Annotated in this window: 23 protein-coding genes and 2 pseudogenes; 11 read left to right on the forward strand and 14 right to left on the reverse strand. The window is 70.3% G+C overall.

Annotation, left to right across the window (positions count from 1 at the left end; translation table 11 throughout):
* Positions 1 to 62 precede the first annotated feature (62 nt).
* Together HWX00_RS08620 and HWX00_RS08625 are read right to left on the reverse strand one after the other, a co-directional pair.
* Positions 63 to 824: an isocitrate lyase/PEP mutase family protein gene (locus HWX00_RS08620; RefSeq protein ID WP_034188359.1), complete on the reverse strand. Its 762-nt coding sequence runs from the start codon at positions 822 to 824 to the stop codon at positions 63 to 65.
* Positions 811 to 1866: a saccharopine dehydrogenase NADP-binding domain-containing protein gene (locus HWX00_RS08625; protein WP_175028517.1), complete on the reverse strand. Its 1056-nt coding sequence runs from the start codon at positions 1864 to 1866 to the stop codon at positions 811 to 813. Before HWX00_RS08625 ends, HWX00_RS08620 begins: the two co-directional genes overlap by 14 nt.
* A gap of 130 nt (positions 1867 to 1996) precedes the next feature.
* Between HWX00_RS08625 and HWX00_RS08630 the strand changes: the two genes are divergently transcribed.
* Positions 1997 to 2578, forward strand: coding sequence for a TetR/AcrR family transcriptional regulator (locus HWX00_RS08630; protein ID WP_226193662.1), 582 nt, complete (start codon positions 1997 to 1999; stop codon positions 2576 to 2578).
* Between the two features lie 30 nt (positions 2579 to 2608).
* Here the strand turns inward: HWX00_RS08630 and HWX00_RS08635 are convergent, their stop codons facing one another.
* Positions 2609 to 3076 carry a MarR family winged helix-turn-helix transcriptional regulator gene (locus HWX00_RS08635; protein ID WP_034188356.1) on the reverse strand — a complete coding sequence of 156 codons (468 nt, stop codon included), beginning with the start codon at positions 3074 to 3076 and terminating at the stop codon, positions 2609 to 2611.
* An 81-nt stretch (positions 3077 to 3157) separates the two neighbouring features.
* Between HWX00_RS08635 and HWX00_RS08640 the strand changes: the two genes are divergently transcribed.
* On the forward strand, positions 3158 to 3526 hold the full coding sequence (locus HWX00_RS08640) for a hypothetical protein (protein ID WP_034188355.1): 369 nt from the start codon (positions 3158 to 3160) through the stop codon (positions 3524 to 3526).
* Positions 3527 to 3616: 90 nt separating this feature from the next.
* Entirely contained in the window at positions 3617 to 4234 is a 618-nt protein-coding gene (locus HWX00_RS08645; RefSeq protein ID WP_034188354.1) for a glutathione S-transferase family protein, read from the forward strand.
* Between the two features lie 36 nt (positions 4235 to 4270).
* Here the strand turns inward: HWX00_RS08645 and HWX00_RS08650 are convergent, their stop codons facing one another.
* From HWX00_RS08650 to HWX00_RS08670, 5 genes and pseudogenes are all read right to left on the reverse strand, one after another.
* Positions 4271 to 4993, reverse strand: coding sequence for an HAD family hydrolase (locus tag HWX00_RS08650; RefSeq protein WP_175028519.1), 723 nt, complete (start codon positions 4991 to 4993; stop codon positions 4271 to 4273).
* Between the two features lie 23 nt (positions 4994 to 5016).
* A complete protein-coding gene (locus tag HWX00_RS08655; RefSeq protein ID WP_034188352.1) occupies positions 5017 to 5988 on the reverse strand; it encodes an ornithine cyclodeaminase family protein in 972 nt (323 codons plus the stop codon).
* A 108-nt stretch (positions 5989 to 6096) separates the two neighbouring features.
* Positions 6097 to 7227, reverse strand: a complete 1131-nt coding sequence (locus HWX00_RS08660; RefSeq protein ID WP_034188351.1) for a DSD1 family PLP-dependent enzyme — start codon at positions 7225 to 7227, stop codon at positions 6097 to 6099.
* Positions 7228 to 7338: 111 nt separating this feature from the next.
* Positions 7339 to 8265 (reverse strand): LysR substrate-binding domain-containing protein, encoded by a 927-nt coding sequence (locus HWX00_RS08665; RefSeq protein WP_034188350.1) that lies wholly within the window; start codon positions 8263 to 8265, stop codon positions 7339 to 7341.
* 98 nt (positions 8266 to 8363) lie between these two features.
* Positions 8364 to 8624, reverse strand: a pseudogene (locus HWX00_RS08670) (NAD(P)/FAD-dependent oxidoreductase); the annotation flags it as partial.
* 3 nt (positions 8625 to 8627) lie between these two features.
* Here HWX00_RS08670 and HWX00_RS08675 point away from each other — a divergent pair.
* The 4 genes and pseudogenes from HWX00_RS08675 to HWX00_RS08690 form a co-directional block, all read left to right on the forward strand.
* Positions 8628 to 8835, forward strand: a pseudogene (locus HWX00_RS08675) (transcriptional regulator); the annotation flags it as partial.
* Positions 8836 to 9095: 260 nt separating this feature from the next.
* The gene (locus HWX00_RS08680; protein ID WP_034188349.1) at positions 9096 to 9680 is read left to right on the forward strand and encodes a DUF2760 domain-containing protein; all 585 of its coding nucleotides are present in this window, start codon (positions 9096 to 9098) and stop codon (positions 9678 to 9680) included.
* Positions 9677 to 11518, forward strand: coding sequence for an Hsp70 family protein (locus HWX00_RS08685; RefSeq protein ID WP_175028520.1), 1842 nt, complete (start codon positions 9677 to 9679; stop codon positions 11516 to 11518). The genes HWX00_RS08680 and HWX00_RS08685 overlap by 4 nt, the downstream gene beginning before the upstream one ends.
* 5 nt (positions 11519 to 11523) lie before the next feature.
* Positions 11524 to 14268 (forward strand): Hsp70 family protein, encoded by a 2745-nt coding sequence (locus tag HWX00_RS08690; protein WP_175028521.1) that lies wholly within the window; start codon positions 11524 to 11526, stop codon positions 14266 to 14268.
* Between the two features lie 85 nt (positions 14269 to 14353).
* Here the strand turns inward: HWX00_RS08690 and ctlX are convergent, their stop codons facing one another.
* Both ctlX and HWX00_RS08700 read right to left on the reverse strand, forming a co-directional pair.
* Positions 14354 to 15355: a citrulline utilization hydrolase CtlX gene (ctlX, locus tag HWX00_RS08695; protein ID WP_175028522.1), complete on the reverse strand. Its 1002-nt coding sequence runs from the start codon at positions 15353 to 15355 to the stop codon at positions 14354 to 14356.
* A gap of 61 nt (positions 15356 to 15416) precedes the next feature.
* Entirely contained in the window at positions 15417 to 16496 is a 1080-nt protein-coding gene (locus HWX00_RS08700; protein ID WP_175028523.1) for an ornithine cyclodeaminase, read from the reverse strand.
* A gap of 296 nt (positions 16497 to 16792) precedes the next feature.
* Here HWX00_RS08700 and HWX00_RS08705 point away from each other — a divergent pair, with 296 nt between their 5' ends.
* Complete coding sequence (locus tag HWX00_RS08705; RefSeq protein ID WP_049034261.1) at positions 16793 to 17224, forward strand: Lrp/AsnC family transcriptional regulator; 432 nt, start codon at positions 16793 to 16795, stop codon at positions 17222 to 17224.
* Positions 17225 to 17259: 35 nt separating this feature from the next.
* Here HWX00_RS08705 and HWX00_RS08710 read toward each other — a convergent pair whose 3' ends face one another.
* From HWX00_RS08710 to HWX00_RS08725, 4 genes are read right to left on the reverse strand one after another with little or no spacing between them, the layout of a single operon-like run.
* A complete protein-coding gene (locus HWX00_RS08710; RefSeq protein ID WP_034188343.1) occupies positions 17260 to 17850 on the reverse strand; it encodes a peroxidase-related enzyme in 591 nt (196 codons plus the stop codon).
* Positions 17847 to 18377 (reverse strand): CMD domain-containing protein, encoded by a 531-nt coding sequence (locus tag HWX00_RS08715; RefSeq protein ID WP_175028524.1) that lies wholly within the window; start codon positions 18375 to 18377, stop codon positions 17847 to 17849. Before HWX00_RS08715 ends, HWX00_RS08710 begins: the two co-directional genes overlap by 4 nt.
* Before the next feature lie 45 nt (positions 18378 to 18422).
* Positions 18423 to 19847, reverse strand: coding sequence for an NAD(P)-binding domain-containing protein (locus HWX00_RS08720; protein WP_124670839.1), 1425 nt, complete (start codon positions 19845 to 19847; stop codon positions 18423 to 18425).
* Positions 19844 to 20857 carry a LysR family transcriptional regulator gene (locus tag HWX00_RS08725; RefSeq protein WP_049034269.1) on the reverse strand — a complete coding sequence of 338 codons (1014 nt, stop codon included), beginning with the start codon at positions 20855 to 20857 and terminating at the stop codon, positions 19844 to 19846. The genes HWX00_RS08720 and HWX00_RS08725 overlap by 4 nt, the downstream gene beginning before the upstream one ends.
* Positions 20858 to 20917: 60 nt before the next feature.
* Here HWX00_RS08725 and HWX00_RS08730 point away from each other — a divergent pair, with 60 nt between their 5' ends.
* Genes HWX00_RS08730 through HWX00_RS08740 form a run of 3 tightly spaced genes read left to right on the forward strand, consistent with a single transcriptional unit; the run spans position 20918 to position 24256 of the window.
* A complete protein-coding gene (locus tag HWX00_RS08730) occupies positions 20918 to 21199 on the forward strand; it encodes a hypothetical protein (RefSeq protein ID WP_175028525.1) in 282 nt (93 codons plus the stop codon).
* A 13-nt stretch (positions 21200 to 21212) separates the two neighbouring features.
* Positions 21213 to 22406 carry an ABC transporter substrate-binding protein gene (locus HWX00_RS08735; RefSeq protein WP_175028526.1) on the forward strand — a complete coding sequence of 398 codons (1194 nt, stop codon included), beginning with the start codon at positions 21213 to 21215 and terminating at the stop codon, positions 22404 to 22406.
* A gap of 38 nt (positions 22407 to 22444) precedes the next feature.
* Positions 22445 to 24256 carry an ABC transporter permease gene (locus HWX00_RS08740; protein ID WP_034188338.1) on the forward strand — a complete coding sequence of 604 codons (1812 nt, stop codon included), beginning with the start codon at positions 22445 to 22447 and terminating at the stop codon, positions 24254 to 24256.
* Positions 24257 to 24265: the final 9 nt, after the last annotated feature.

Here is a 24265-nt window from a genome sequence, read left to right on the forward strand (position 1 = left end):
GGCTGCGCGGCACCCGAAGCGTAGGCGGTGCGCACGCCGTGCGCGACCGTCCCGCGCATCCGCTAGCGGCTTTCCTTGATCATCGACGCGAGCGTCTTCATGGCCTGCAGGTACGGATACGGCCCGTGGCTGATGCGCGCCACGCCGTAGTCGGCGAGTTCCGCGAGCGTCGGCGTTTCCGACACGCGCATCACGTTCACGGGCAGCGGCGATGCGGCCGTCAGCGCGCGGATGAGCGCCGGCGAGCGGAGACCCGGCACGAACAGGCCGTCGGCACCGGCCGCCGCGTAGGCACGAGCGCGCGCCAGCGTTGCGTCGAGCAGGCGTTCGTCATGCGCCTCGGCCGCGGCCGTGAAGAACACGTCGGTGCGCGCGTTGATGAAGTAATCCGCGCCCGCGCGATCGGCCGCCTGCCGTGCCGCCGCGAGACGGGCTGCCGCTTCGTCGACGTCGCGCAGTGCACCCGTCGCGGGAATACTGTCTTCGAGATTGCAGCCGATCGCGCCGGCCTGGATGCTCAGCGTGATCGTGTCGCCGACATCCTCCGGCCGCTCGCCGTATCCGCTTTCGAGATCGACGGTGACGGGCAGGCTCGTCGCGCGCGTGATCCGTTCGAGCACCTCCATCATCAGCGCGCGCGGCATCTGCTCGCCGTCGGTGAAGCCGTTCGCCGCCGCGACCGACCAGCTGCCGGTCGCCAGCGCGACGGCGCCCGCGTCGGCCGCCGTGCGCGCGCTGCCGGCATCCCAGACGTTGAACAGCGCCAGCGGCTGGCCCGCGCGGTGTAGCGACCGGAACGTCGCGCCTTTCTCATTGCTGCCCATGCTTGCTCCTCCTGGTGAAAACCGGATCGGTCGTCGTGCCGAACGATACTGCCACGGTATCGAGCGCCGCGAGGAAATCGCGCGCGTCGAACAGTTCGCCGAGGCTGCGCACGCCGCCTGACACCCGCGTCTTGCCGGTGACCAGGCGCACGGCCGCCTCGACGATGATCGGCGCGCTGACCGCGTAGATGTCGCGGCCCGACGCGATCGCGCGATGCGTCGTGCCGCCCTGCGCGACGATCGCGTCCATCGCGAATTGCTGGGCTGAGCGGCCCAGTGCGTCGGCCGGCGCGGGCGGCGGCGTGGCGGCATCGCGCACGTCGCGCAGCGCGCGCGTCGCGAGCCAGGAATCGATCGTATCGATACGCAGATGACGCGCCAGTGTCATGACTTCCGAAAACGGCAGCAGCGTCACGTCGACAGTACCGATCGGCGGCGGAAACGGCCACACGCGCTCGCGTGCGGCCGACGGCACCGGCGTCGGCTTTCCGCCTTGCTGCACGAGCCTCACCGCGCGATTGCGTTCGCCCGTCACGCGCGTGCCGCGCGTCGGGTGCCAGCGGTCGAGCCCGGTCGCGATGTCGACGCGGTCGATCGGCCGATCGCGGTCGGCGACCGCCGTGACGAGCAGGTCGGCCAGGCCGCCGTAGAACGCGGCGGCCGGCACGACGGTCAGGTTCGCGGCCCGCGCGCGGGCGTCGACGTGTTCGGTCAGCGCCAGCACCGACGGCTGTTCGGCCGTCAGGTCGAGATAGGGAATGCCGGCGCGCAGCGCCGCATCGGCCAGCGGCAGCGCGGTATCGAGGTAGGGGCCCGCGCAGTTGATCAGGGCATCCGCGCCGCGCAACGCGGCGTCGAGCGCGGCCGCATCGTCGATCGCGGCGACGCGCGCCGGCGCCGCATCGGCGCCGTCTTCGGCAAGCCGCGCGGCGTCGCGGCCGAGGCGAAGCGCGCGAAGGCCGCGCCGGGCCAGCTCGGCCACCACGAACCGCCCGGTGTGACCGGCGGCGCCATAGACTGCAACCGTCATTCGATCGTCCATGACCCAATCCGATACAGAACGGTCTGTTTTATAGTACAGATCTGTAGCGTCGTCAAGATCACGGTGCTATGATCGGAGCCCCTGTTGCGGTAACGGCGGCCAGGACGGCCGGGCTTCGATGAAAAAGGACATGGATGCACACGGGAGCGTGCCCGATACGCGCGAACGCATTCTGCAGACGGCCAGCGCGCTGTTCTACCGGGAAGGCACGCGCGCGGTCGGCGTGGACCTGATCGTCGCGCAGGCGGGCGTCGCGAAGACGAGCCTGTATCGTCATTTCGCGACGAAGGACGACCTGATCGAGGCGTTCCTGTTGCGCGAGGACGCCGATTTCTGGGCGCATTGGGATGCGGTGGCGCAGCGCTACAAGCGCACGCCGCGCGAAGAGCTGGACGCGCAGCTTCAATGGCTGGGCGAGCGCATCGAGCGGCCCGGCTATCGCGGCTGCCCGCAGATCAACATCGCCGCGGAATACGCGGACGACAGTCATCCGGCCCGCAAGGTCGCGGTCGCGCACAAGCAGGAACTGCGGCGCCGGTTGACGGAGCTGGCGGGCACGCTGCGGGTCGACGACCCGGAAACCTTCGCGCTGCGGCTCGCGACGGTCATCGACGGCGCGCTGAGCAGCGGTCGGGCGCTGCACGCGTACGGGGCCGCGCGGTTCCTGCAGGAATTCGCGCAACTGCTGTTGCCGAAGAAGGGCAGGAAGTAAGCGCGCCCGCCACCGGGTTCGCGCGCCGGTTCAGCCGGGTGTCGACGGATCGACCGACAGCATGCGCAACTGGCCGCGCAACCGATCGACGTCGCCCGGCGCGAAAGGCTGCTCGATCTCGGCATGCGTTTGCTGCCACAACGGGAACGCTTCGGCCAGCAGGTCGCGGCCGGCCGGCGTCAGTTCGAGCAGGCGGCTGCGGCGGTCGTCCGGATCCTGCGCGATCGTGACGAGGCCGCGCCGCTCGAGCGGCTTGAGCGCGGCCGTGAGCGTGGTGCGGTCCATCGCGAGCAGCGACGCGACCGATTTCATCGGGGCCGGTTGCGGCCGGTTCAGCGACATCAGCAGCGAAAACTGGCCGTTGGTGAGATCGAGCGGGCGCAGCACATCGTCGAAGATGCGCGCGAGATTGCGCGCCGCGCGCTGCATGTGCAGGCACAGGCAGCAATCGCGCACCATCAGCGTCGTTTCGAAAGGAAGCGTTTCTTTTCGTGCCATGTTGCAATTATGTTGATATCAACCTATTGTGTCAAGGTCAAGGGGCGGCAGCCCGCCGCGTCCGTCATCGGAGGAGCAGGCATGAGTGCGCAACAGCAGTTGTATCTCGCCGTATTTCTCGGAACGAAGGATAGCCCGGCCATGAAGGCGTGGGTGGCGCTGTCGGAGGCGGAGCGGCGCACGCGCGAGCGGGACGGCATTGCCGCATGGCATGCGTGGGTCGACCGGCATCGCGATGCGATCGTCGAGATGGGCGGGCCGCTCGGCAAGACCAAGACCATCGACGCGACCGGCATCAAGGACGCCGCCAACGCGCTGAGCGGGTTTACCGTCGTGCGCGCGGCGTCGCACGACGCGGCGGCCGCGATGTTCGAGGGCCATCCGCATTTCACGCTGTTCCCGGGCGTGTCGGTCGACGTGATGCCCGTGCTGGCGATTCCCGGTGCGTGAGCGACCCGCCATGCCGGGTGCCGCGCGTCGCGTCGATGCGCGCTGGGCGCCCTGCGGACTGATTCCCGACATTCTGGATGGAGACTGGCGATGAAGCTTTACGGATTTGCCGGCACGCGCTCGCAGCGTGCGCTATGGGGGCTGAAGGAACTCGATGCGGATTTCGAATTCGTGTCGGTCAACCTGCTCCAGGGCGAGCACAAGCGGCCCGACTTCCTGCGCCTCAACCCGGCCGGCAAGGTGCCCGTGCTGGTGGACGGCGACCTCGTGATTCCCGAGTCGGCCGCGATCGTGCTGTATCTCGCGGACAAGTATCCGGAAAAAGGGCTGCTGCCGGCGGATCCGGCGCTGCGCGCGGAGGCCTACCGGTGGGTCATGTTCGCGGTGACGGAGCTCGAGCAGCCGCTGTGGCGGATCACGCGGCATTCGTTCCTCTATCCGCCGGAGAAGCGCTCGCCGGCCGATATCGCGCTGGCGCGCGAGGATTTCACGACGATGGCCGCGCTCCTCGACAAGCATCTCGAGGGGCGCGAATTCATCGTCGGCGATGCGCTGACGGTGGCCGATTGCGTGACGGTCTACCTGATCGACTGGGCGAGCGAATGCCGACTGATCGAACCGTTCCCGCAGTTGCGCGCGTATCTCGACCGGCTGTACGCACGGCCGAAGGCGCCGCAGCGGATCGCGGACGCACGCAAGGCCGCATGACGCCGCGAGGCGGGCATGCGCCGCGCCCGGTGGCGGTCACGACCCGTCGTCGGGGCCGCCGAGCGCGCGGCACAGCATCGACAGGTCGCGCAGCGTGAGGTGCGGCGTCGCGGCCTGCCGCGGCGTGTGGCCTCCTTCCGGACGAGGATCGCGCACGACCCAGGCGGCCTGAAGCCCCGCGTTCAGTGCGCCGACGACGTCGAGATGGAAATCGTCGCCGACATGCAGCAGTTCGGCCGGACGCACGTCGAGTGCGTCCGCCGCCGCGTGGAAGATCTCGGGTTCCGGCTTCGCGAAGCCGAATGCCCGCGCGCTGAGCGTCGTGCGGAAGAATTCGCCGCCGCCGGTCAGCCGGAGATCCGCGTTGCCGTTGGTCACGGCAATCAACGGAAAGCGCGCGCTCAGCCACGTCAGCGCGGGCCACGCGTCGTCGTAGAATTCGACGCGGTTCCGGGCGGCATAGAACACGTCGTACGCGTCGTCGGTCAGCGCGACGTCTTCGTTCGCGCGCGCCAGCGCCAGCCGGATCGAGCCGATTCGCATCGCGCGAAAGTCGCCGGCGAGGTCCGGGCGCAGCCGTTCGTATTCCTCACGGAGTTCGCTCAATGCCTGTTGCGTGGGCAGCACGCTCGCCGTATTGGGCGCGTGTTCGATCAGCCACGCGCGCAGCATCGCCTCGGCTCGGACGACCGACGGCCCGAACGGCCACAGGGTGTCGTCGAGATCGAACGAGAGGGCGGACACTTTGGCGAGACGCATGGCGGTCGAGCGATAAGGGTGGCTTACCACGGCCACGGAACGGAGGTTCCGGCGCCGTTGTCGATGGCGTGCCGATACAGGAAGCGCGCGACGGTCAGATCCTGAAGCGCGAGCCCCGTCATGTCGAACACGGTGATGTCGTGCGCGGCACGGTCGACCGACGCCGCACCGGCGAGGATGTCACCGATTTCGGTGCGCGGCAAATCGGGCGCCCACTGGCACTCGCCGATGCCGCGCGCCTGATCGTGATCGTCGACGAAAATGCGCGCGCGTTCCAGCACGCCGGCCGGGAGTTCGCGCTTGCCCGCGGTATCGGTGCCCACGCAGGTCAGATGGGTGCCCGGTTGCACCGCATCCGCGTCGAACAATGCGCCGCCGCCGGGCGTGGCCGTGATCACCACGTCGCTGTCGGCTACCGCGTCGTTCCGCTCGCGCGCGACGCCGATCGTGCAGCGCGTCAGGAAGGCCGATTCGAACGCCGGGTCCGGCTCGCCGCCGACGTTCACGTACCGCACCGTGCACCGTTGCGGCAGCAGCCTGAGTGCATAGTCGAGCTGCACGCGCGCCTGCACGCCCGTGCCGAACACGCAGATCCGCGTGCTGTCGCGGCGGGCCAGCTGTTGCAGCCCGAGGCCGCCGGCGGCGCCGGTTCGCGCGGTGGTGATCGCGTTGCCGTCCAGGATGCACAGCGGGCGGCCCGTGGCCGGATCGAACAGCGCGACGGTGGCCTGATGCGGCTCGCCGCCGGCGCGCCGGTTGCCGGGCCAGAACCCGGCCGCCTTGAAACCGAGCAGGTCCTGGCCCGCGACGTCGCCCGACTTGATACCGAACACGCCGCCGGTATGCAGCTTCTCGCGCACCACCGGAAACACGCGCCCGGCCCGCTGGCTGTGCAGCACGAAGGCTTCGCGGACCGCCGCCATCACCTGTTCGGCCCGAAGGGCGGGTTCGACGGCGTCGCGGTCGAGAAGAAGGAGTCGGGCGTCTGTCGGCATGTCGGGTACGCCTTTGCGGCGTAGCGTGAGGCGGAAAGGTTTAAAGTTTGTCCAGATTTGGATAAATAGTCAATGCGTGTGCCAAGCGGCGCGGATGACGGGGCTCGCCTACCACCCGTAGAAGCGCGGCCAGGTCTGCGCGAGGCCGTCGGCGTCGACGGCCTGGTATTCCGGGTGTTGCGCGCCGGTGGCGCACGCGTGATTCGGCAGGATGCGCAGGCGCGTGCCGATCGGAAACCGCTGCGCGATGCCCGTGTCCGGCGCACCCGTGCACGACACGATCCCGTGCTCCTGGTTGGCCGCGCTCATCACGTAGTCGCCGAGCACGTCGCCGCCTTCGGTGCAGACCAGCCCGTAGCCGAAGTCGCGCGCCTGGCGCTGCGTGCCGCGGTCGCGGCTCATCGCCATCCAGCCCGCATCGACGATCGCCCAGCCTTTCTCTTCCTGATGGCCGATCACGGTGGTCAGCACCGACAGCGCGATGTCCGACAGGTCGCACACGCCGATGTTGTGCATCACGAGATCGAACATCGCGTACACGCCCGCGCGCACCTCGGTCACGCCGTCGAGGCGTTGCGCGGACAGCGCGGTGGGCGTCGAGCCGATGCTCACGACCGGGCAGGGCAGCCCGGCCGCTGTCAGGCGTTCCGCGGCCCGCACGGTGCGGCTGCGCTCCTGTTCGGCGATCGCGACCAGCGCGTCGTGCGTGTCGCATTCGTAGCTGGAGCCCGCATGGGCCAGCACGCCGCCGAGCAGCATGCCGCCGTCGACCAGCGCGCGGCCGACGTCGATCAGCAGGTCGGCGTCGGGCAGGATGCCCGAGCGGTGGCCGTCGACGTCGACCTCGATCCATACCTCGAAGCGCTCGTCGTGTGCGCGCCCGAATTCGGCGATGGCGAGGGCCGCCGGCAGGCTGTCGGCGACGATCTTCAGGTCGCAGCCTTGCCGGCGCAGCGCAAGCGCGTGGCCGAGCTTGGCGGGCACCATGCCGACCGCGTAGACGATGTCGCGGATGCCGCCCGCGAAGAACTGTTCGGCTTCCTTGAGCGTCGACACCGTGATGCCCTGCGCGCCGGCCGCGATCTGCGCGTCGACGACGGGCCGGCACTTGGTGGTCTTGACGTGCGGCCGGAACGTGACGCCGAGTGCGTCCAGATGCGCCTGCATGCGCGCGATGTTGCGATGCATGCGGCCGACATCGATCAATGCGGCCGGGGTGTTGAGGGTGTGAAGGTCCACGAGGCGTTCGATGGCGAGGTTGTCGACGCGGACACAGTAGGGCAGTTGGCGCGCATCGTGTTTAACGCCGCGCTAATCTGCCATTAAGCGCGATTTAATCTGTCGAATCGCTCAGGCCTTGCCACGCCACGGCGGCGGATCGAGAAACCGCCGCGCGGCTTCGAGAAAGACCCGTTGTCGCGCGGAGCGGCCGGTACGGGACGGCAGCAGTGCCGTTACCGGCGCGGGCGGTAGGCGCCAGTCCGGCAACAACCGGACGAGCTTGCCGCTCGCCAGCAACGGCGCGACATCCCACTCGGAGCGTTCGACGATGCCGAGCCCGGCTAATGCCCATTCGGTGATGACGGTGCCGTCGTTCGACGACAGCGCGCCGGTCACGCGAATGACGACAGACCGCCGCGACTCGCCGTTGACGTCGCCGCCGGGCGAGAAGCGCCAGCGCGGGATGTCCTCGTCGTTCTCGCGCAGACACAGGCAGTCGTGGCGCGCGAGGTCGGACGGATGATTCAGGTCCTTGATGCGGCGTGCGTAGCCCGGGCTCGCGCACAGGAAGCGCTCGTTGGGCGCGAGCGGATAACCGACCCACGAAGAAGACTTGAGGCTGCCGACGTGGACGACCACGTCCGCCCCGGATGCGCTGGTCAACGGGCTGTCCGACAGGTGCAGCGAGATTTCGAGCTTCGGATGCGCACGCTGCACGTCGCGCACGATCCGCGCGACGTACTTGCGCCCGAAGCCGAGCGGGGCGACGACGCGCAGCGTGCCCTGCACGTCGCCGTGATCGCCCGCGATGCTGGCCGGCAACGCCTCCATGCGTTCGAGTATGCCGACGGCTTCCTGATACAGCCGCTGCCCTTCGTCGGTCAGCGCGATCCCTTTCGGCTGCCGCACGGCGAGCCGCGCGTTCAGGCGCGCTTCCATCCGCTGCAGGCGAATCGTCACGGCGGGCGGCGTGAGATCGAGCAGGCGCGCGGCGGCGGCCAATGAACGCGACGCGCCGATCGCGCGGACGAGTCGCAGGTCGTCGAGGTCGAGCATTTATTTCATGGCTCTCGATGCGGTAAGTGCCGGACATTAAACCGCACATCGTGCGACGAAGCCATCGGCGGCGATGCGACCTGCCGCGCGAGGTTCCGTCACGCGCCGAGCCCGAAGATCAGCGACCGGTGTACGCCCACGCCGGCCGCCACGCCCGATGCCGATGCGAACGTCGCGTTGGTGATCAGGCTCGATGCGTCGCCGGCCGCATACACGCCGGCGACGCTCGTCCGCTTCCACGCGTCGACGCGAATCGCGTGGCCCCGCGGCCCTTCGTCGAACGCGCGGCCGAGCTGCTGCGCAAGGTCGCTCGCCATCCCGGTGCGCGCGCCGGCGAACAGTGCGTCGATCGGCACGACCGTCGCGCGGCCGGCTTGCCGCCGCTGTTTTCCGACCGGGTACCCGAGGACGCGCCCGAATGCCCGGGTCGAGCAGGCCGTCGACGCGCGTCTGGCGGCCGCGCTGAAGGACGCCGAAGCATCGCTGCCGGCGCGCTTCGGCGAGGTCACGCTCGGCATGCTGTCGCGCGATTTCGATGCGAAGGCGGCCCGGCTGCGCCAGCCGCGCTGACGCGCCGCAGCATCGCAATCGCTCGCGCGTGGCGGGCGATCGAGCGCGATTCCACGCGGCCGAAACCGCCGTGCCGCGATGTTCTGTCCCCCAACTTCTGCCCGGTTCGCCCGCCACAGGGCAAAATACGGGTTTTCCGCACCTGCGAGGGCGCGACCGAATCACGCGCCGGGCGGCGGCAGTGCGTCATCCGCACGCCGTCGCCGGGCGCCCAGGCAAGATCGCTCGCCATGGCGCGAGCCCACAGGAGTCCAGACCCCATGCCCGAATCCAACCTGTCCTTCTTCGGCCGGCTGTCGCTGGCCGTCGGCACGTTCTTCTCCGTGCTCGGCAACCGCGAGTTCGCGGCCGGCGTGCTGCGCGTGCGCGATGGCGCCCCGGCACCGGTCGCCCCGGCCCCGGCTGCCGCGCCCGTTGCACCTGCGCCCGCACCCGTGAAGGCGCCGGCGCCCGAGCTGCGCGAAGCGAGCCCGCAGGCCGCGCTGCAACTGCTCGGCCTGCTGCAGCGCGATGCACGCTTCATCGACTTCGTCGAGGAAGACATCGCCGGCTACGCGGACGCCGACATCGGCGCGGCCGCGCGCCTCGTGCACGACGGCTGCCGCGCCGCGCTGCGCGAACACTTCACGATCGTGCCGGTGCGCGACGAAGCCGAAGGGAGCCGCGTGACGCTGCCGGCCGGCTTCGACGCGACGGCCGTGCGCGTGACGGGCAACGTGGTCGGCGCCGCGCCGTTCACGGGCACCGTCAGCCATCGCGGCTGGCGGGTGGCCGACGTGCGCCTGCCGAAGCTGACGGGCAGCCACGACGCCTCGGTGGTCGCACCGGCGGAGGTGGAACTGTGAGCGATCCGCGCTATTCGATCGGTATCGACCTCGGGACGACCCACTGCGCGCTGTCGTATGTCGACAGCAGCGCCAGCGACGGCGAAAACATCACGCAGCAGGTGCTGCCGATCGCGCAGCTGACCGCGCCCGGCGCGCTGGAATCGCGCGACCTGCTGCCGTCGTTCCTCTACCTGCCGCATGAAAGCGAGCTGACGCAGGGCGACCTGACGCTGCCGTGGACGGCCTCGCGCGGCTTCGCGGTCGGCGAGATGGCGCGCACGCGCGGCGCCGGCACGCCGATCCGCCTCGTGTCGAGCGCGAAGAGCTGGCTGTGCCATCCGGGCGTCGACCGCCGCGCGGCGATCCTGCCGAGCGATGCGCCGCCGGAAGTGGCGCGCGTGTCGCCGCTGGAAAGCTCGATCCGCTACCTGACGCACCTGCGCGAGGCGTGGGACCACGCGCATCCCGACGCGCCGTTCGCCGACCAGGACGTGACGGTCACGATTCCCGCGTCGTTCGACCCGGCCGCGCGCGAACTGACGGCCGAGGCCGCCCGTGCCGCCGGCTATTCGCGGATGACGCTGCTCGAGGAGCCGCAGGCCGCGCTGTACAGCTGGATCCAGAAGAGCCAGGGCGGCTGGCGCAAGCAGGTGCAGGTCGGCGACCTGATCCTGTGCGTCGACGTCGGCGGCGGCACGACCGACCTGTCGCTGATCGCGGTGGTCGAGCGCGACGGCAATCTCGAACTGCACCGCGTGGCGGTCGGCGAGCACATCCTGCTCGGCGGCGACAACATGGACCTCGCGCTCGCGCACGTGGTCGCGCGCAAGCTCGCGCAGCAGGGCACGCAGGCCGATCCGTGGCAACTGCGGGCGCTGACGTACGCGTGCCGTTCGGCGAAGGAAACGCTGCTGTCCGACCCGACGACCGACGCGGTGCCGCTTGTCGTGCTGAGCCGCGGCTCGAAGCTGATCGGCGGCTCGATCCGCACCGAGCTCACGCGCGCCGAACTGACGCAGACGATCCTCGACGGTTTCTTCCCGCAGGTCGATGCGGGCGCGCGCCCGGTGAGCCGCGCGCGGGTCGGCCTGACGCAGCTCGGCCTGCCGTATGCGCAGGACGCGGGCATCACGCGCCATCTCGCGGCGTTCCTCGGCCGCCAGGTCGCGGCGCTCGATTCGCTCGAAGGCGTGCAGCGCACGCTGCCGCAAGGCGCGACGTTCCTGCATCCGACCGCCGTGCTGTTCAACGGCGGCGTGTTCAAGTCGACGCTGCTCACGCAGCGCGTGCTCGATACGCTCAATAGCTGGCTCGCGGCCGAAGGCGCGCCGCCCGCCCGCCTGCTCGAAGGCGCGGATCTCGATCTCGCGGTCGCGCGCGGCGCGGCGTACTACGGCTACGTGAAGCGCGGCCGCGGCGTGCGCATTCGCGGCGGTACGGCGCGCGCGTACTACGTCGCGATCGAATCGGCGATGCCTGCCGTGCCGGGGCTCGAACCGCCGGTACAGGCGCTGTGCGTCGCGCCGTTCGGGATGGAAGAGGGCTCGGACGCGGCGCTGCCGCCGCAGGAGTTCGGCCTCGTCGTCGGCGAACCGGTGCAGTTCCGTTTCTTCGGTTCGTCGGTGCGCCGCCAGGACCAGGTCGGCACGCTGCTCGACTACTGGTCGCCGGAGGAGCTGCAGGAGCTGGAGGAAATCCAGGCGACGCTGCCCGCCGAAGGCCGCACGGTCGGCGAAGTCGTGCCGGTGAAGCTGCACGCGCGCGTGACCGAGGCCGGCACGCTCGAACTCGAGGCGATCCCGAGCGGCACGAACGAGCGCTGGAAGGTCGAGTTCGACGTGCGCGGCGCCGCCTGAGCGCGATGAAGCGTTATACGGTCGGCATCGACCTCGGCACGAGCAATACGGTCGTCGCGTACGTCGAGGCCGGTTCCGACGCGATCCGCGTGTTCGACGTCGAGCAACTGGTCGGCCCCGGCGCGGTGGCCGCGCAGCCGCTGTTGCCGTCGGTACGTTATCACCCGGCCGCGGGCGAGCTGCCGCCGGATGCGCTGCGGCTGCCGTGGGCGGCCGATGCGCGAGCGAACGCCGCCGGTGCGCCGCCGGCCGTGATCGGCCGCTACGCGCGCACGCTCGGCGCGCAGGTGCCGGGCCGGCTCGTGTCGAGCGCGAAGAGCTGGCTGTCGCATGCGGCGGTCGACCGGCTCGCGCCGATCCTGCCGTGGGGCGCGGCCGACGGCGTCGACAAGGTGTCGCCGGTCGACGCGAGCGCGAGCTACCTCGCGCACGTGCGCGACGCATGGGACACGCGTTTTCCCGATGCGCCGCTCGCTAAGCAGGACGTGATCCTGACGGTGCCCGCGTCGTTCGACGACGGCGCGCGCGCATTGACGGTCGAGGCCGCGCGGCGCGCGAAGCTGCCCGCGCTGCGGCTGCTGGAAGAGCCGCAAGCCGCGTTCTACGACTGGCTGTACGGCCAGCGCGACACGCTGCGCGATACGTTCGCCGCGGCGCGGCGCGTGCTGATCTGCGACGTCGGCGGCGGCACGACCGATCTCACGCTCGTCGATGTCGCGCCGGGCGGCGACGGCGAGCCGGCCTTCACGCGCGTCGGCGTCGGCAATCACCTGATGCTCGGCGGCGACAACATGGACCTCGCGCTCGCGCGCCTGGTCGAGACGCGGCTGACCGAGCCCGGCACGCGACTGTCGGCCGCGAGCCTGTCGCAGCTCGTCGAGCGCTGCCGCGCGGCGAAGGAGCGGCTGCTCGGCGACGACGCGCCGGCGTCCGTCACCGTCACGCTGCTCGGCGCGGGCAGCCGGCTCGTCGGCGGCGCGCGCTCGGCCGAGCTGACGCGCGACGAAGTCGAACGGATCGTCGTCGACGGGTTCTTTCCGCAGGTCGAAGCGGGCGAGCTGCCCCGCCGGGCACGCGCCGCGATCGTCGAATTCGGCCTGCCCTATGCGAGCGACGCGGCCGTCACGCGCCACGTCGCGGCGTTCCTGACGCGTCATGCGGAAGGCCCGCTGCCCGACACGCTGCTCCTCAACGGCGGCGTGTTCCGCGCGGGCGCACTCGCCGACCGTCTCGCGCGGACGCTCGGCGCGTGGCGCGGCGCGCCGCTCGACGTGCTGCACAACGCGCATCCGGACGTGGCCGTCGCCCGCGGCGCGGTCGCGTACGGGCTCGCCCGCGCCGGACATGCGCCGCGCATCGGCGGCGGGTCCGCGCGCAGCTATTTCCTCGTGCTCGACGACGGCGCGGCCGATGCCGCCGCGCGCGGCGTCTGCCTGCTGCCGCGCGGCACGGAAGATGGCCGCGAGATCCGGCTCGACGAGCGCACGTTCGCGCTGCAGCTCGGGCAACCGGTGCGTTTCCACCTCGTGTCGACGGTGGCCGAAACCCGGTACCGGCCCGGCGATCTCGTCGATCTCGACGGCGGCGATTTCGTGCGGCTGCCGCCGATCGCGACGGTCGTCGATGCGAAGGCGGGCAGCGACGCCCGCGAAACGCCGGTGAAGCTCACGGCGTCGCTGACCGAGGTCGGCACGCTCGAAATGCATTGCATCGCGACCGACGACGCAACACGCCGCTGGAAGCTCGAATTCCAGCTGCGCGGCGATGCGCCGGTGCATGGCGACGATGCGGGGCCCGCGCGGCATCCGCGTGCCGACCAGGCGATCGAGCTGATCGAGCGCTCGTTCGGCAGCAAGGCCGCCGGCGTTGCGCCGAAGGACACGCGCCGGTTGCGCGCACAACTCGAACAGGTGCTCGGCGCGCGCGAGGCGTGGGACGTGGCGCTCGCGCGCGAGCTGTTCGACGCGTTGCTCGCGCGCGCCCGCCGCCGCCGCCGCTCGGCCGATCACGAGCGCGCGTGGCTGAACCTGGCCGGTTACTGCCTGCGCCCGGGCTTCGGGCATCCGCTCGATGCGTGGCGCATCGAGCAGCTGTGGCCGCTGTTCGACGACGGGATTCAGTACGTGACCGACGCTCAGGTGTGGTCCGAGTGGTGGACGCTGTGGCGGCGCGTGGCCGGCGGCCTCGACGACGATGCGCAGACGCAGGTGCGCGACGCGATCGCGTTCCTCGAACCGTCCGACGACAAGCGCCGCAAGCTGCCGTTCGATCCGGCCAAGGTCGGCCCGGCCGACATGACGCGACTGTCCGCCTCGCTCGAACGGCTGCCCGTCGAGCGCAAGGTCGAGCTGGCCGAACGCCTGATCGCGCAGTTGCAGAAGCCGGCCGAGCGCGCGTTATGCGCGTGGGCGCTCGGGCGTATCGGCGCGCGTCGGCCGTTCTATGGCAGCGCGCACGGTGTCGTGCCGGCGGAAGTGGCCACGGGCTGGCTCGATGCGCTGTTCGCGCTCGACTGGAAACAGGTCGAACCGGCCGCGTTCGCGGCGGCGCAGATTGCGCGGATGACGGGCGATCGTTCGCGCGATTTGCCGGACGAGACGCGCGAGGCCGTCATCAAGCGCCTGTCGGCCGCGAACGCGTCGGCGGCCTGGATCGACATGGTGCGCGAAGCGATCGCGTTCGACGAAGCCGACACGGTGCGGGTGTTCGGCGAGACGCTGCCGGCCGGGTTGAAGCTGTTGGCGGGGTGATCGAAGTCGCGGATGCTTCGGCCTCGTTCGCAGACCGAAGCATCCGATGGCGCCAGCTGCGGCGCGACGTCGAAGTCCGTGCCGTTCAGGCGTGCGATACCGCGTCGCGCGGCAGTTGCGCCGCTTCGAATGCCGACGCATCGTATGCCGCCGAACGCCGCGCGAGATGAATCCCCGCGAGCATGCAGCGCACCGACCCGCCGGCCAGTTCGATCGTCGGCACGTCGAGCGGCAGCAGCCGCGCGGAGCGTTCGATGACCGTGCGCTGCGCGTGCGTGAGGCAATCGAACGCGCGCCGCGACAGCGCGAGCACGCGTCCCGCCTTTCCTGACAACTCCAGCGTATTGCCCGCGAAATTCGCGATCTGCGACGGATCGAGCGCGATCACCGCGCGCCCCGTTTCGGTCAGGCGCTGCGCGATTTCGCCGCGGCGCCGGCTGTCGGCGATCAGGTCGAGGCCGACCATCGCGAACTCGGTCGCGACGCTCATCATCACGTTCGTGTGATAGATCGGCCGCCCGTCGGCGTCAGCCGTATCGAAGCAGATCGGCTCGAAATTGAAGTGCGTGCAGAAGCGTTCGAGCGCGACCGGATCGGCGCGGCGCGAGCGCGCGGTGTAGGCGATCCGCGCGACGTGGTCGAGCACCATCGCGCCGGTGCCTTCGAGGAACACGTCGTCGTATTCGAGGCCCGAGTAGTCGATCACGTCCTGCACGCGATACTCGGCCTTCAGCATCTCGATCACGTCCGCGCGCCGCTCGCGGCGGCGGTTCGCGCTATACATCGGATACAGCGCGACATGGCCGCCCGGATGCGTCGAGAACCAGTTGTTCGGGAATACGGAGTCCGGCGTGCCGCGCTCGCCATGGTCGTCGAACACGTGCACGCGCACGCCCGCATCGGCGAGCGCCTGCGCGGCGGCCGTGACTTCGTCGCGCGCGGCGGCGGATACCGACGCCGTGTCGCGCGCGCCGGTGCCGGCCGTGCGCTGGAACGCGTTGTCGGCCGCGGTCTGCGGGTTCGGCAGGAAACGGTGCGGCCGGATCATCACGACGGCGGCCGGCGCCTGGATCGATACAAGATTCATGGGCGGGGACGGTGCGAAAGGCAGGAGACCGGGCGGCGCACGGGCCGCCCGCAAACGACGGTCAGCGCGCGAACGCGGCCACGGCTTCGGTCGCGAACGCCGCGTGACCCTGCGCGATCGCGGCCGGATCGTCGATCAGCGCGAACAGGTTCTTCGGGTCGACGGCCGGCGGAATCAGCGCGATCTCGACGCCCGCGTTGTGCTGCTGTGCGAGTGCGTACAGGTAGCACAGCGCCGAATAATCCTCGAGCGCGAAGCCGACCGAGTCGAACACCGTGATTTCGTCCGCGCGTTCGCGCCCCGTCGTCTCGCGCTGCAGCACGCGCCACAGCTCGGTGACGGGGAAGTCGGCCGGCATCTGCTGGATCTCGCCCTCGATGCGCGACTGCGGCTCGAACTCGACGAATACGCGGCCGGCGTGCAGCACGCCCGCGTCGAGTTCGGTCTTGCCGGGGCAATCGCCGCCCACGGCGTTCAGGTGCATGCCGGGCTCGATCATGTCGGCCGTGACGATCGTCGCGTACGCCTTGTCGGCGGTGACGGTCGTCACGATGTCGGCGCCGCGCACGGCGTCGGCGGTCGACGCGGCGCGCACGACGCGCAGATCCGGATACGCGGCGAGGTTCCGGACGAGCTTGTCGGTCGCGCGCGGATCGACGTCGAACACGCGGATCTCGTCGATGCCGAGCAGCGTGTGGAACGCGATTGCCTGGAACTCGCTCTGCGCGCCGTTGCCGATCAGCGCCATCCTGCGCGAGTCGGGCCGCGCGAGCACTTGCGCGGCGAGCACCGACGTGGCGGCCGTGCGCAGCGCGGTGGTGAGCGTGAGTTCGGCCAGCAGCAGCGGGTAACCGGTATCGACTTCGGCGAGCGCGCCGAACGCCATCACGGTGTGCATGCCGCGCGCCGCGTTGACGGGGTGGCCGTTCACGTATTTGAACGCGAACAGCGACGCGTTCGCGACGGGCATCAGCTCGATCACGCCGTCGCGCGAATGGCAGGCGACACGCGGCGACTTGTCGAAATCGGCCCAGTGCAGGTAGTCGGCGCGCAGCGTGTCGACGAGTTCGCGCAGGAACGTCGTCACGCCGGTCGTGGCGATCAGGCGGGCAGTGGCGGGAACGTCGAGGAAGCGGGTCATCGGTCTGTCTCCAAATTCAGTGCCGGTACGGGTGTCCTGGCGTTCTGGTCGACCGGGCGCGGCTTCGGCGGGCCTCGTGCTGCCTGAAAAGCGGCGGCGCGGCGGGGGCGCGCCGGTCGATGGAGTCATTATTTCCGCGAGTCGAGCCAACAAAAAGACGGCAAAAGTGGCAGATTTCTCGATAGACTTGGCAAATTGCCAGCCCGTTCCGGCAGTTTGTCCAGTTCGCATGGGCCGGAATGCGCGCCCCCGGCACGCTGGCGGCTGTCTCACATGCCCAACAGGAAGCCCCGTTCATGATCACGCTCGACGACGTCGACCGGCAGCTCATCGCATTGCTGCGCGACAACGCGCGATTGCCGGTCGTCGCGCTCGCGAGGGCACTGCGCGTCGCGCGCGCGACCGTGCAGAACCGGCTGACGCGGCTGGAGAAAAACGGCGTGATCGTCGGCTATACGGTGCGGCTCAAGCCGGCGGCGGAGCGCCACCGGATTCGCGCGCTGATGTCGATCGCGGTGCAGGGCAACCGCGGCGCGGAGGTGGTGAAGGTGCTGCGCGGGCATCCGAACGTCGCGTCGATCCACAGCACGAACGGGCGCTGGGATCTCGTCGCCGAACTGCATGCCGATTCGCTCGAGCACTTCGATCGCGTGCTCGGCGCGATCCGGCTGATCGACGGGATCGCGAATACCGAGACGAGCATCCTGCTGTCGACGCACAAGGCGTGACGCGGGCGGGGCCGCGTCACGGTCCTGCCATGCAGTCAGGCGCCGGCCGCCGGTTCCGGAAACACCGGCTCGCCCAGCGTCAGCATCAACCGGTTCGCCCACGCGAAGATCGCGACGGCGTGCGACAGGTCGAGAATTTCCTCATGCGTCAGCCCTTCGGCTTCGAGCGCGGCGACGGCGCTTTCGTCGATCGCGTCGGGCCGTTCGGTCAACGCGATCGCATAGCGGATGATCGCGCGTTCGCGCGCCGTCGTGCCGGCCGTCGCCGGATCGTCGAAGACCTGCTCGATCGCATCGGTGCGTTTCGCGAGCTGCGCGAAGCGCTGCGCATGCACCGACGCGCAATAGACGCAGCCGTTCACGCGCGACACGGCCGTGCTGGCCAGCTCGCGCTCGGCGCGCGACAGCCCGCCGGGGCCGTACATGATCGCGTTGAACACGCCCGAGCGTTGCCGCAGGATCTCGGGCAGATGCACGAGCAGCAGGTAATAGTCGGACGTCTTCGCCTGCGGGTGGCTCGCTTCGAGCACCGCAAGCTGATCGGGCGTTGCGGCATCGAGCGATACCGTGTCGAGCCATGCGCGCCAGCCGAGCGTGTCGGAGGTGAAGCCGTGGGGCGTCGTCATGCCGCCTCCCTGGTCGTACGTGCCTGAATGGCCTGCGCGGCAACGGCGACGCGCAGCTGATACGCGACGAACGCGACAAGTTGCGACAGCGCGACGATCGCGGGTGTCGTGAGGCCAGCCGACTTCAGCGCGTCGAGATCGGCGGCGCGTGCGTCGACGGGGGCGAGCGTCACGCGCTTCGCATGCGCGAGGATCGCGCCGAGGCGTCGGGGCAGCGCGTCGAACGCGTCGGCATCCGCGTGTTCGATCTCTCCGGCCGCGCCGCCTGCGTCGAGCAGCCGGGCGCGATAGGTGTCGGCCAGCGCGTGTGCGTTCGACTGGCGCGCGACATACCGTGCGGCATGCAGCCGCTCGACCAGCGAGAGATCGGGCAACGCGGGATCGAACAGCGCGGCTTCGCTCCGCTGCGTGTGCAGCAGCACCTTGTCGCGTGCGCGGCGCAGCGCGGCGACGGCATCGCCGTCGCGCAGGCCGGCCACCGCGTCGATCGTATCCGGCACGGCGGCCGGCGTGATGGAATCAGTCATCGTTTCGGTTTTCTCTTGTTCGTGGGTGTGATCGATCGCGCGCGGTCACGCATCGGCGTCGCGCCATTCGTCGCCTAGCAGTTCGGCATTCGCATACGCGACGAGCGCGTCGTAGTGGCGGTCGCGATCGGCGTCGAACAACCGGCTCGCGATCCCGCGCGCCAGCCGCTTCGCGCCCGCGCTGATGGCCGGAATGTCGCCGGACAGCTTGCCGTGGCTCAGGCTCGCCGCGTGGTTGAAGCAATGAATCCGCGTGATGGCCGGGCACGCCCCGCGCTCGCGCTCCTGAAACGCGAACGCGGGGCCGAGATCGGGCGACTCGGCAAGCTCGTCGAGCCACAGATCCGGTTCCGGTCGATAACGATCCTTCCAGCGGCGCACGTGCGCGCCGAACGACGCGAATTCGTCGCGCGTCGTCCAGTCCGAATGAAAGCCCGTCGCGAAGATCAGGAAGTCGACCGGGTAGCGCCCGCGCGGCGTCGTGACGTCGAGGCCGTCCGGGCGGTCGGCCAGTGTCTCGATCGGGCTGCCCGCATGGAAATGCGCGCGTGCGTGGCGCGAGACGCGCAGCACGCTGTCGCGCGGCGGCGGCGTCTGCGACGTCAGCGCGTAGTGCATGAAGCGCCACTTCGTCGCGTCGTCGAGATCGGCGTAGCCGTGCACGAGCCCCGGGCTGCCGATGCCGGTCAGCTTGTTGATGCGCGGGATGTCCGCGCGGCGGAAGAACAGGTCGACGCGTGCGGCGCCGGCTTCGAGCGCGGTGCCCGCGTTGTCGAACGCGGACGCGCCCGCGCCGACCACGCCGACACGCTTGCCCGCGAGCGCGGCGAAGTCGATCGGTTCGGACGAGTGAGCCCAGCGCGAGCGCGGTGCGCGTTGCGCGACCGGCGGCACGTACGGACCGCCGAGCCCGTCGCGGCCGGTGGCGAGCACGACGTGCCGTGCGAGCAGCGTCCGCGCTTCGCCGTTGCCGCGCACGTCGAGCGCGAGCAGTCCGTCTTCGCGCGGGCGCAGCGCGACGAGCGTCGTGTCGTTGCGCACCTGCAGGTCGAGCACGCGCCGGTACCAGCGCAGGTAGTCCATCCATTGCGTGCGCGGAATCTTGTAGAGCGCGTCCCATGCGTCGCGGCCGTGCTGCGCTTCGAACCAGGCGCGGAACGTCAGCGCGGGCAGGCCGAGCGCGGGGCCCGCGAGCTGCTTCGGCGAGCGCAGCGTCTCCATCCGCGCGAACGTGATCCACGGCCCTTCGTAGCCGGCTGGCGCGCGGTCGATCACGCACTGGTTGTCGATGCCGAGCAGGCGCAGTTCGGCGGATGCCGCGAGCCCCGCCATGCCGCCGCCGACGATCGCGACGTCGAGCACGCGCGCGCCGTCGGCTTCTTGTGGCGGCACCCACGACGGCGCGGGCAGGTCGAGCCAGCGCAGGTCCTGCGCGAGCCGGGCCTCGAGGGCGTCGAGCGGGGACGTCATGCGGCCTCCGGGCGCGTGCGGCGCGGACGTGCGGTGCGGGGCGCACGCGATGCCCGCTCGCTGCGCAGCCGGTCGCCGCGCAGCAGCGCGTCATGCGCGGTGGCGTCGTGAAAGATCACGTCGCCGAGCAGCGTGCGCGTCGTGCGGTGCAGCGCGTCGAGCAGTGCATCGACGGCTGCCGTGCGCGGCTTGCCGGCCGGCGTCGCGACGCCGAAGGCGAACGGAATGTCGACGTCGAGCGGACGCGCGACGACGCCGTCCACCGGCAGCGCGACACCGGTGGCCGGATCGACGATGCCGATTCCGATGCCCGCGCGCGCGGCCATCACCGCATTCAGCGACGCATTGGTTTCGACGAACACACGCGCGTCGACGCGTGCGGCGGCGAACGCCGCGTCGATTCGCTGGCGCAGCCGGTGCCGGTTCGCGACCGTCACGATGCGGCGGCGCGCGAGGTCGCGCAGCGCGATGCGTGGCTTCGCCGCGAGCGGATCGCCGGCGGGCAGCACGGCGACGCAAGGCGTCTGCGCGATCCAGTGCACGTCGAGCCCGGCATGCGCCATCGGCAGCGTGACGACGCCGACGTCGGCCGTGCCGGCCAGCACTTCGTGCACGACATGCTCGGCTGACTCGCTGCGCAACTGGTAATGCGGCGCGTGCACGTCGTCGGGCAGCGCGGCCAGCGCGGCCGGCACGAGCGTGGCCGCGAGCGACGGCGTCGCCGCGATGCGTACCGGTTCGGCCGTTGCGTCGCCGAGCGCGCGAGCACGCGCCTCGATCGCGCGCAGGCCGACCAGCGAGCGCTCGACTTCCTCGTACAGCAGGAAGGCGCGCCGCGTCGGCGTGACGCGCGGGCCGTGCCGATCGAACAGCGCGTAGCCGAGATCGGCTTCGAGCTCCTGGATCTGCCGCGTGACGGCCGGCTGCGAGCGGCCGAGCAGTTCGCCCGCGCCGGTCACGCTGCCGGCCGACATGACCGCGGAAAAGGCTTCGAGTTGATGCAACTCCATGACGCGTTCCGATGATGCGATTTGCGCATTGTAGGAGTGCGAGCATGCGTGATTCATATAATGATTTTTGCTATCGACAGCGCGAAAACTGCGAAGCGTGCGATCGTGTCGGCGGCGGGGGGCGCACGCAAACACCTCGATTGCGATCGTCGCCATGAAGAAAACGCCCATCGAATCAACGCGCTGCGGTGCGTGCCGATGCATCGTGCGAAGCGGGGCGAACGGACGACCGTTCGCGGGCGTGATCCGCTTCGCGCCGCGCGCGATATCGATATGCGCAAAACTTCGTTGGATCGTCCCGACCCGGATGGTTACATGCCCTCACTCTTTTCGACTGACTGAAGCTGGGGGACGCATGAAGGTTTCGGGGAACGACGCACGCGGCGCATGGCGGCGCGTGCTGGGCACGTTGGCGGCGCTCGCTGCCGCATGGGGCTTGTCGACGGGCGGGGCGCTCGCGGCCGGCGTGTCGGGCGAGCCGGTGGTGATCGGCGTGAGCGGGCCGCTCACGGGCCAGGACGCGCAATACGGCGAACAGTGGAAGCGCGGCTTCGATCTCGCGCTCGACGAGATCAACGGCAGCGGCGGCATTCACGGCCGGCCGCTCGCGATCGACTTCCAGGACAGCCGCAGCGATCCGCGCCAGGCCGTCGCGATCGCGCAGAAGTTCGTCGCCGATCCGCGCATCGCGATCGAGCTGGGCGACTTCTCTAGCGCGACGTCGATGGCCGCGTCGCCGATCTATCAGCGCGGGCAACTGGTGCAGTTCGGCTTCACGAACTCGCATCCGGATTTCACGAAGGGCGGCGACTACCTGTGGAGCACCGCGCTGAGCCAGGCCGAGGAGCAGCCGCTGCTCGCGCGTTATGCGGTGAAGGAACTCGGCTTCAAGCGGATCGCGGTGCTGTACCTGAACACCGACTGGGGCCGCACCAGCAAGGACATCTTCGCGAAGGCGGTCGCCGGGTTCGGCGCGCAGGTCGTCGCGGCCGAAGGCTACCAGCCGGCGGAAAAGGACTTCCGCTCGACGCTCGTGCGGATCGGCGCGTCGAACCCCGATTCGATCGTGCTGATTTCCTACTACGCGGACGGCGCGCAGATCGTGCGGCAGGCGCGCACGTCGGGCGTCGCGCTGCCGATCGCGGCGGTCGGCTCCGTGTATTCGCCGAAGTTCCTCGAACTGGGCGGCACGGCCGTCGAAGGCGTCTATACGGAATCGAACTTCTTCCCGGCCGAGCCGCGCCCCGAGGTGCAGGCGTTCGTACAGCGCTATCGCGCCAAATTCCACGCCGATCCCGATTCGTTCGTCGCGCGTGCCTACGACGCGTTGATCCTGTCGGCCGAGGTGCTGCGCCGCTACGGCACGACGCGCCAGGCCGCGCACGACGGCTTCGCGAAGGTCAGCGACGTGCCGAGCGTGATCTTCGGCAAGGTGCGCTTCGATCCGCAGACGCGCCGCGTGGCCGGCGCGCGCACCGTGTACCTGGTCGTGAAGCAGGGGCAGTGGGCGCTGTGGGACGGCGCGAAACCGCAGCTCGCCGCGCGCTGATTCCGCATGAACCGCATGCAAGTGACGGACGCATCGTGATGGCTTCCTGGCTCGACTACACGCTCAACGGTCTCATCGTCGGCAACATCTACGCGCTGCTCGCGGTCGGGCTCGCGCTGATCTTCGGCGTGTCGCACCTGATCAACTTCGCGCACGGCTCGGTCTACATGGTCGGCGCGTTCATCGGCTGGCTGTGCCTGACGCGCTTCGGCCTGCCGCTGCCGGTCGCGCTGGCGGCGGTCGTCGTCGGCTGCGGCGCGCTCGGCATCGCGATCGAGCGGATCGGGTTGCGGCCGCTGCGCCACGCGGCGCGCATCGCGCCGCTGCTCGCGACGATCGGCATCAGCTTCATCCTCGATCAGCTCGCGCAGCTTGCGTTCGGCGCGGATCCGCGTGCGGTGCCGACGCCGCTGCCCGACTGGCATGTGCGGATCGCTGGCGCGACGCTCGGCTCGCTCGACCTGCTGATCGCGGGTATCGGCATCGCGGCGGCCGCGCTGCTGTACGGCTTCCTGCGTTTCACGCGGCTCGGCTGGGCCGTCCGCGCGACCGCGCAGGATCGCGACGCGGCGCTGCAGATGGGCGTCGACGTCGACCGCGTGAACCAGACCGTGTTCGCGATCGCGTGCGCGCTCGGCGGCGTGAGCGGGCTCCTGGTCGGCATGTACTACAACAGCATCGATCCGGCGATGGGTTTCCAGGCGACGCTGAAGGGTGTCGTCGCGCTGCTGATCGGCGGGCTCGGCAACGTGCCGGGCGCGATCGCCGGCAGCCTGCTGCTCGGTCTCGTCGAAAGCTACGGCGTCGCGCTGTTCGGCACGAGCTATCGCGACCTGTTCGCGTTCGGGCTGCTGATCGTGTTCCTCGTGTGGCGGCCGAACGGCCTGTTCAGCGCCAACCGCGCGCTGCCGCCCGAGCCGATGACGGGCACCTTCCTCGCGGCCGCGAAGGCCGTGCGCGTGCCGCGCCCGGTGCTCGTCGCGCTGATCGCGCTGGCGGCCGTGCTGCCGTGGCTCGGCGCGTCGCCGTACGTGCTGCAGACGCTGACCAATGCATGGCTGTACGGATTGCTCGCGCTGAGCCTCACGCTCGTCGCGGGCACGGTCGGGCAGATCTCGCTCGGCCACGCGGCGCTGCTCGTGATCGGCGCGTATGCGTCGGCGTTGTTGTCGTCGGATCTCGGCTGGTCGCCGGCCGTGACGATTCCGTGCGCGGGCGTCATCACGGCCGTGCTCGGCACGCTGCTCGTCTATCCGGCATTCCGGCTGCGCGGGCACTACGTGTCGATCGCGACGCTCGGCATCGGCGAAGTGGTGAGCCTCGTGATCCTGAACTGGGACGGCCTGACGCGCGGCCCGCTCGGCATCACCGGCATCGCGCCGCTGCCGTGGGCGGGCACCGCGCGCGCCGCGTACTGGTTCACGTTCGCGGTGCTCGTCGCGTTCGCGCTCGTGCAGGTGCGGCTGCTGCGCTCGCATCTGGGCCGCACGCTGCGCGCGGTGCGCGAGGACGACGTCGCCGCGCGCGCGCACGGCATCGCGCCGAACCGCTACAAGGCGATCGCGTTCGCGGTCGGCGGCGTCGCGGCGGGCGTGAGCGGCGGCATTGCCGCGCACCTGTACAGCTACATCAATCACCAGACCTTCGATTCGCAGGTGTCGATCCTCGCGCTGACGATGGTGATCCTCGGCGGGCTCGGCAACGTGCTCGGCGGCATCGCGGGCGCGATCGCGCTGATCGGGCTGCCCGAGCTGTTCCGCTGGGCGGCCGACTACCGGATGCTGATCTACGGCCTCGTGCTGCTGCTGCTCGTCCGGTTCCGGCCGCAGGGCCTGCTCGGTACGGTGTGAGGAGAGGAA

It is taken from the genome of Burkholderia seminalis DSM 23518 (genome assembly GCF_902832885.1).
Classification (GTDB): domain Bacteria; phylum Pseudomonadota; class Gammaproteobacteria; order Burkholderiales; family Burkholderiaceae; genus Burkholderia; species Burkholderia seminalis.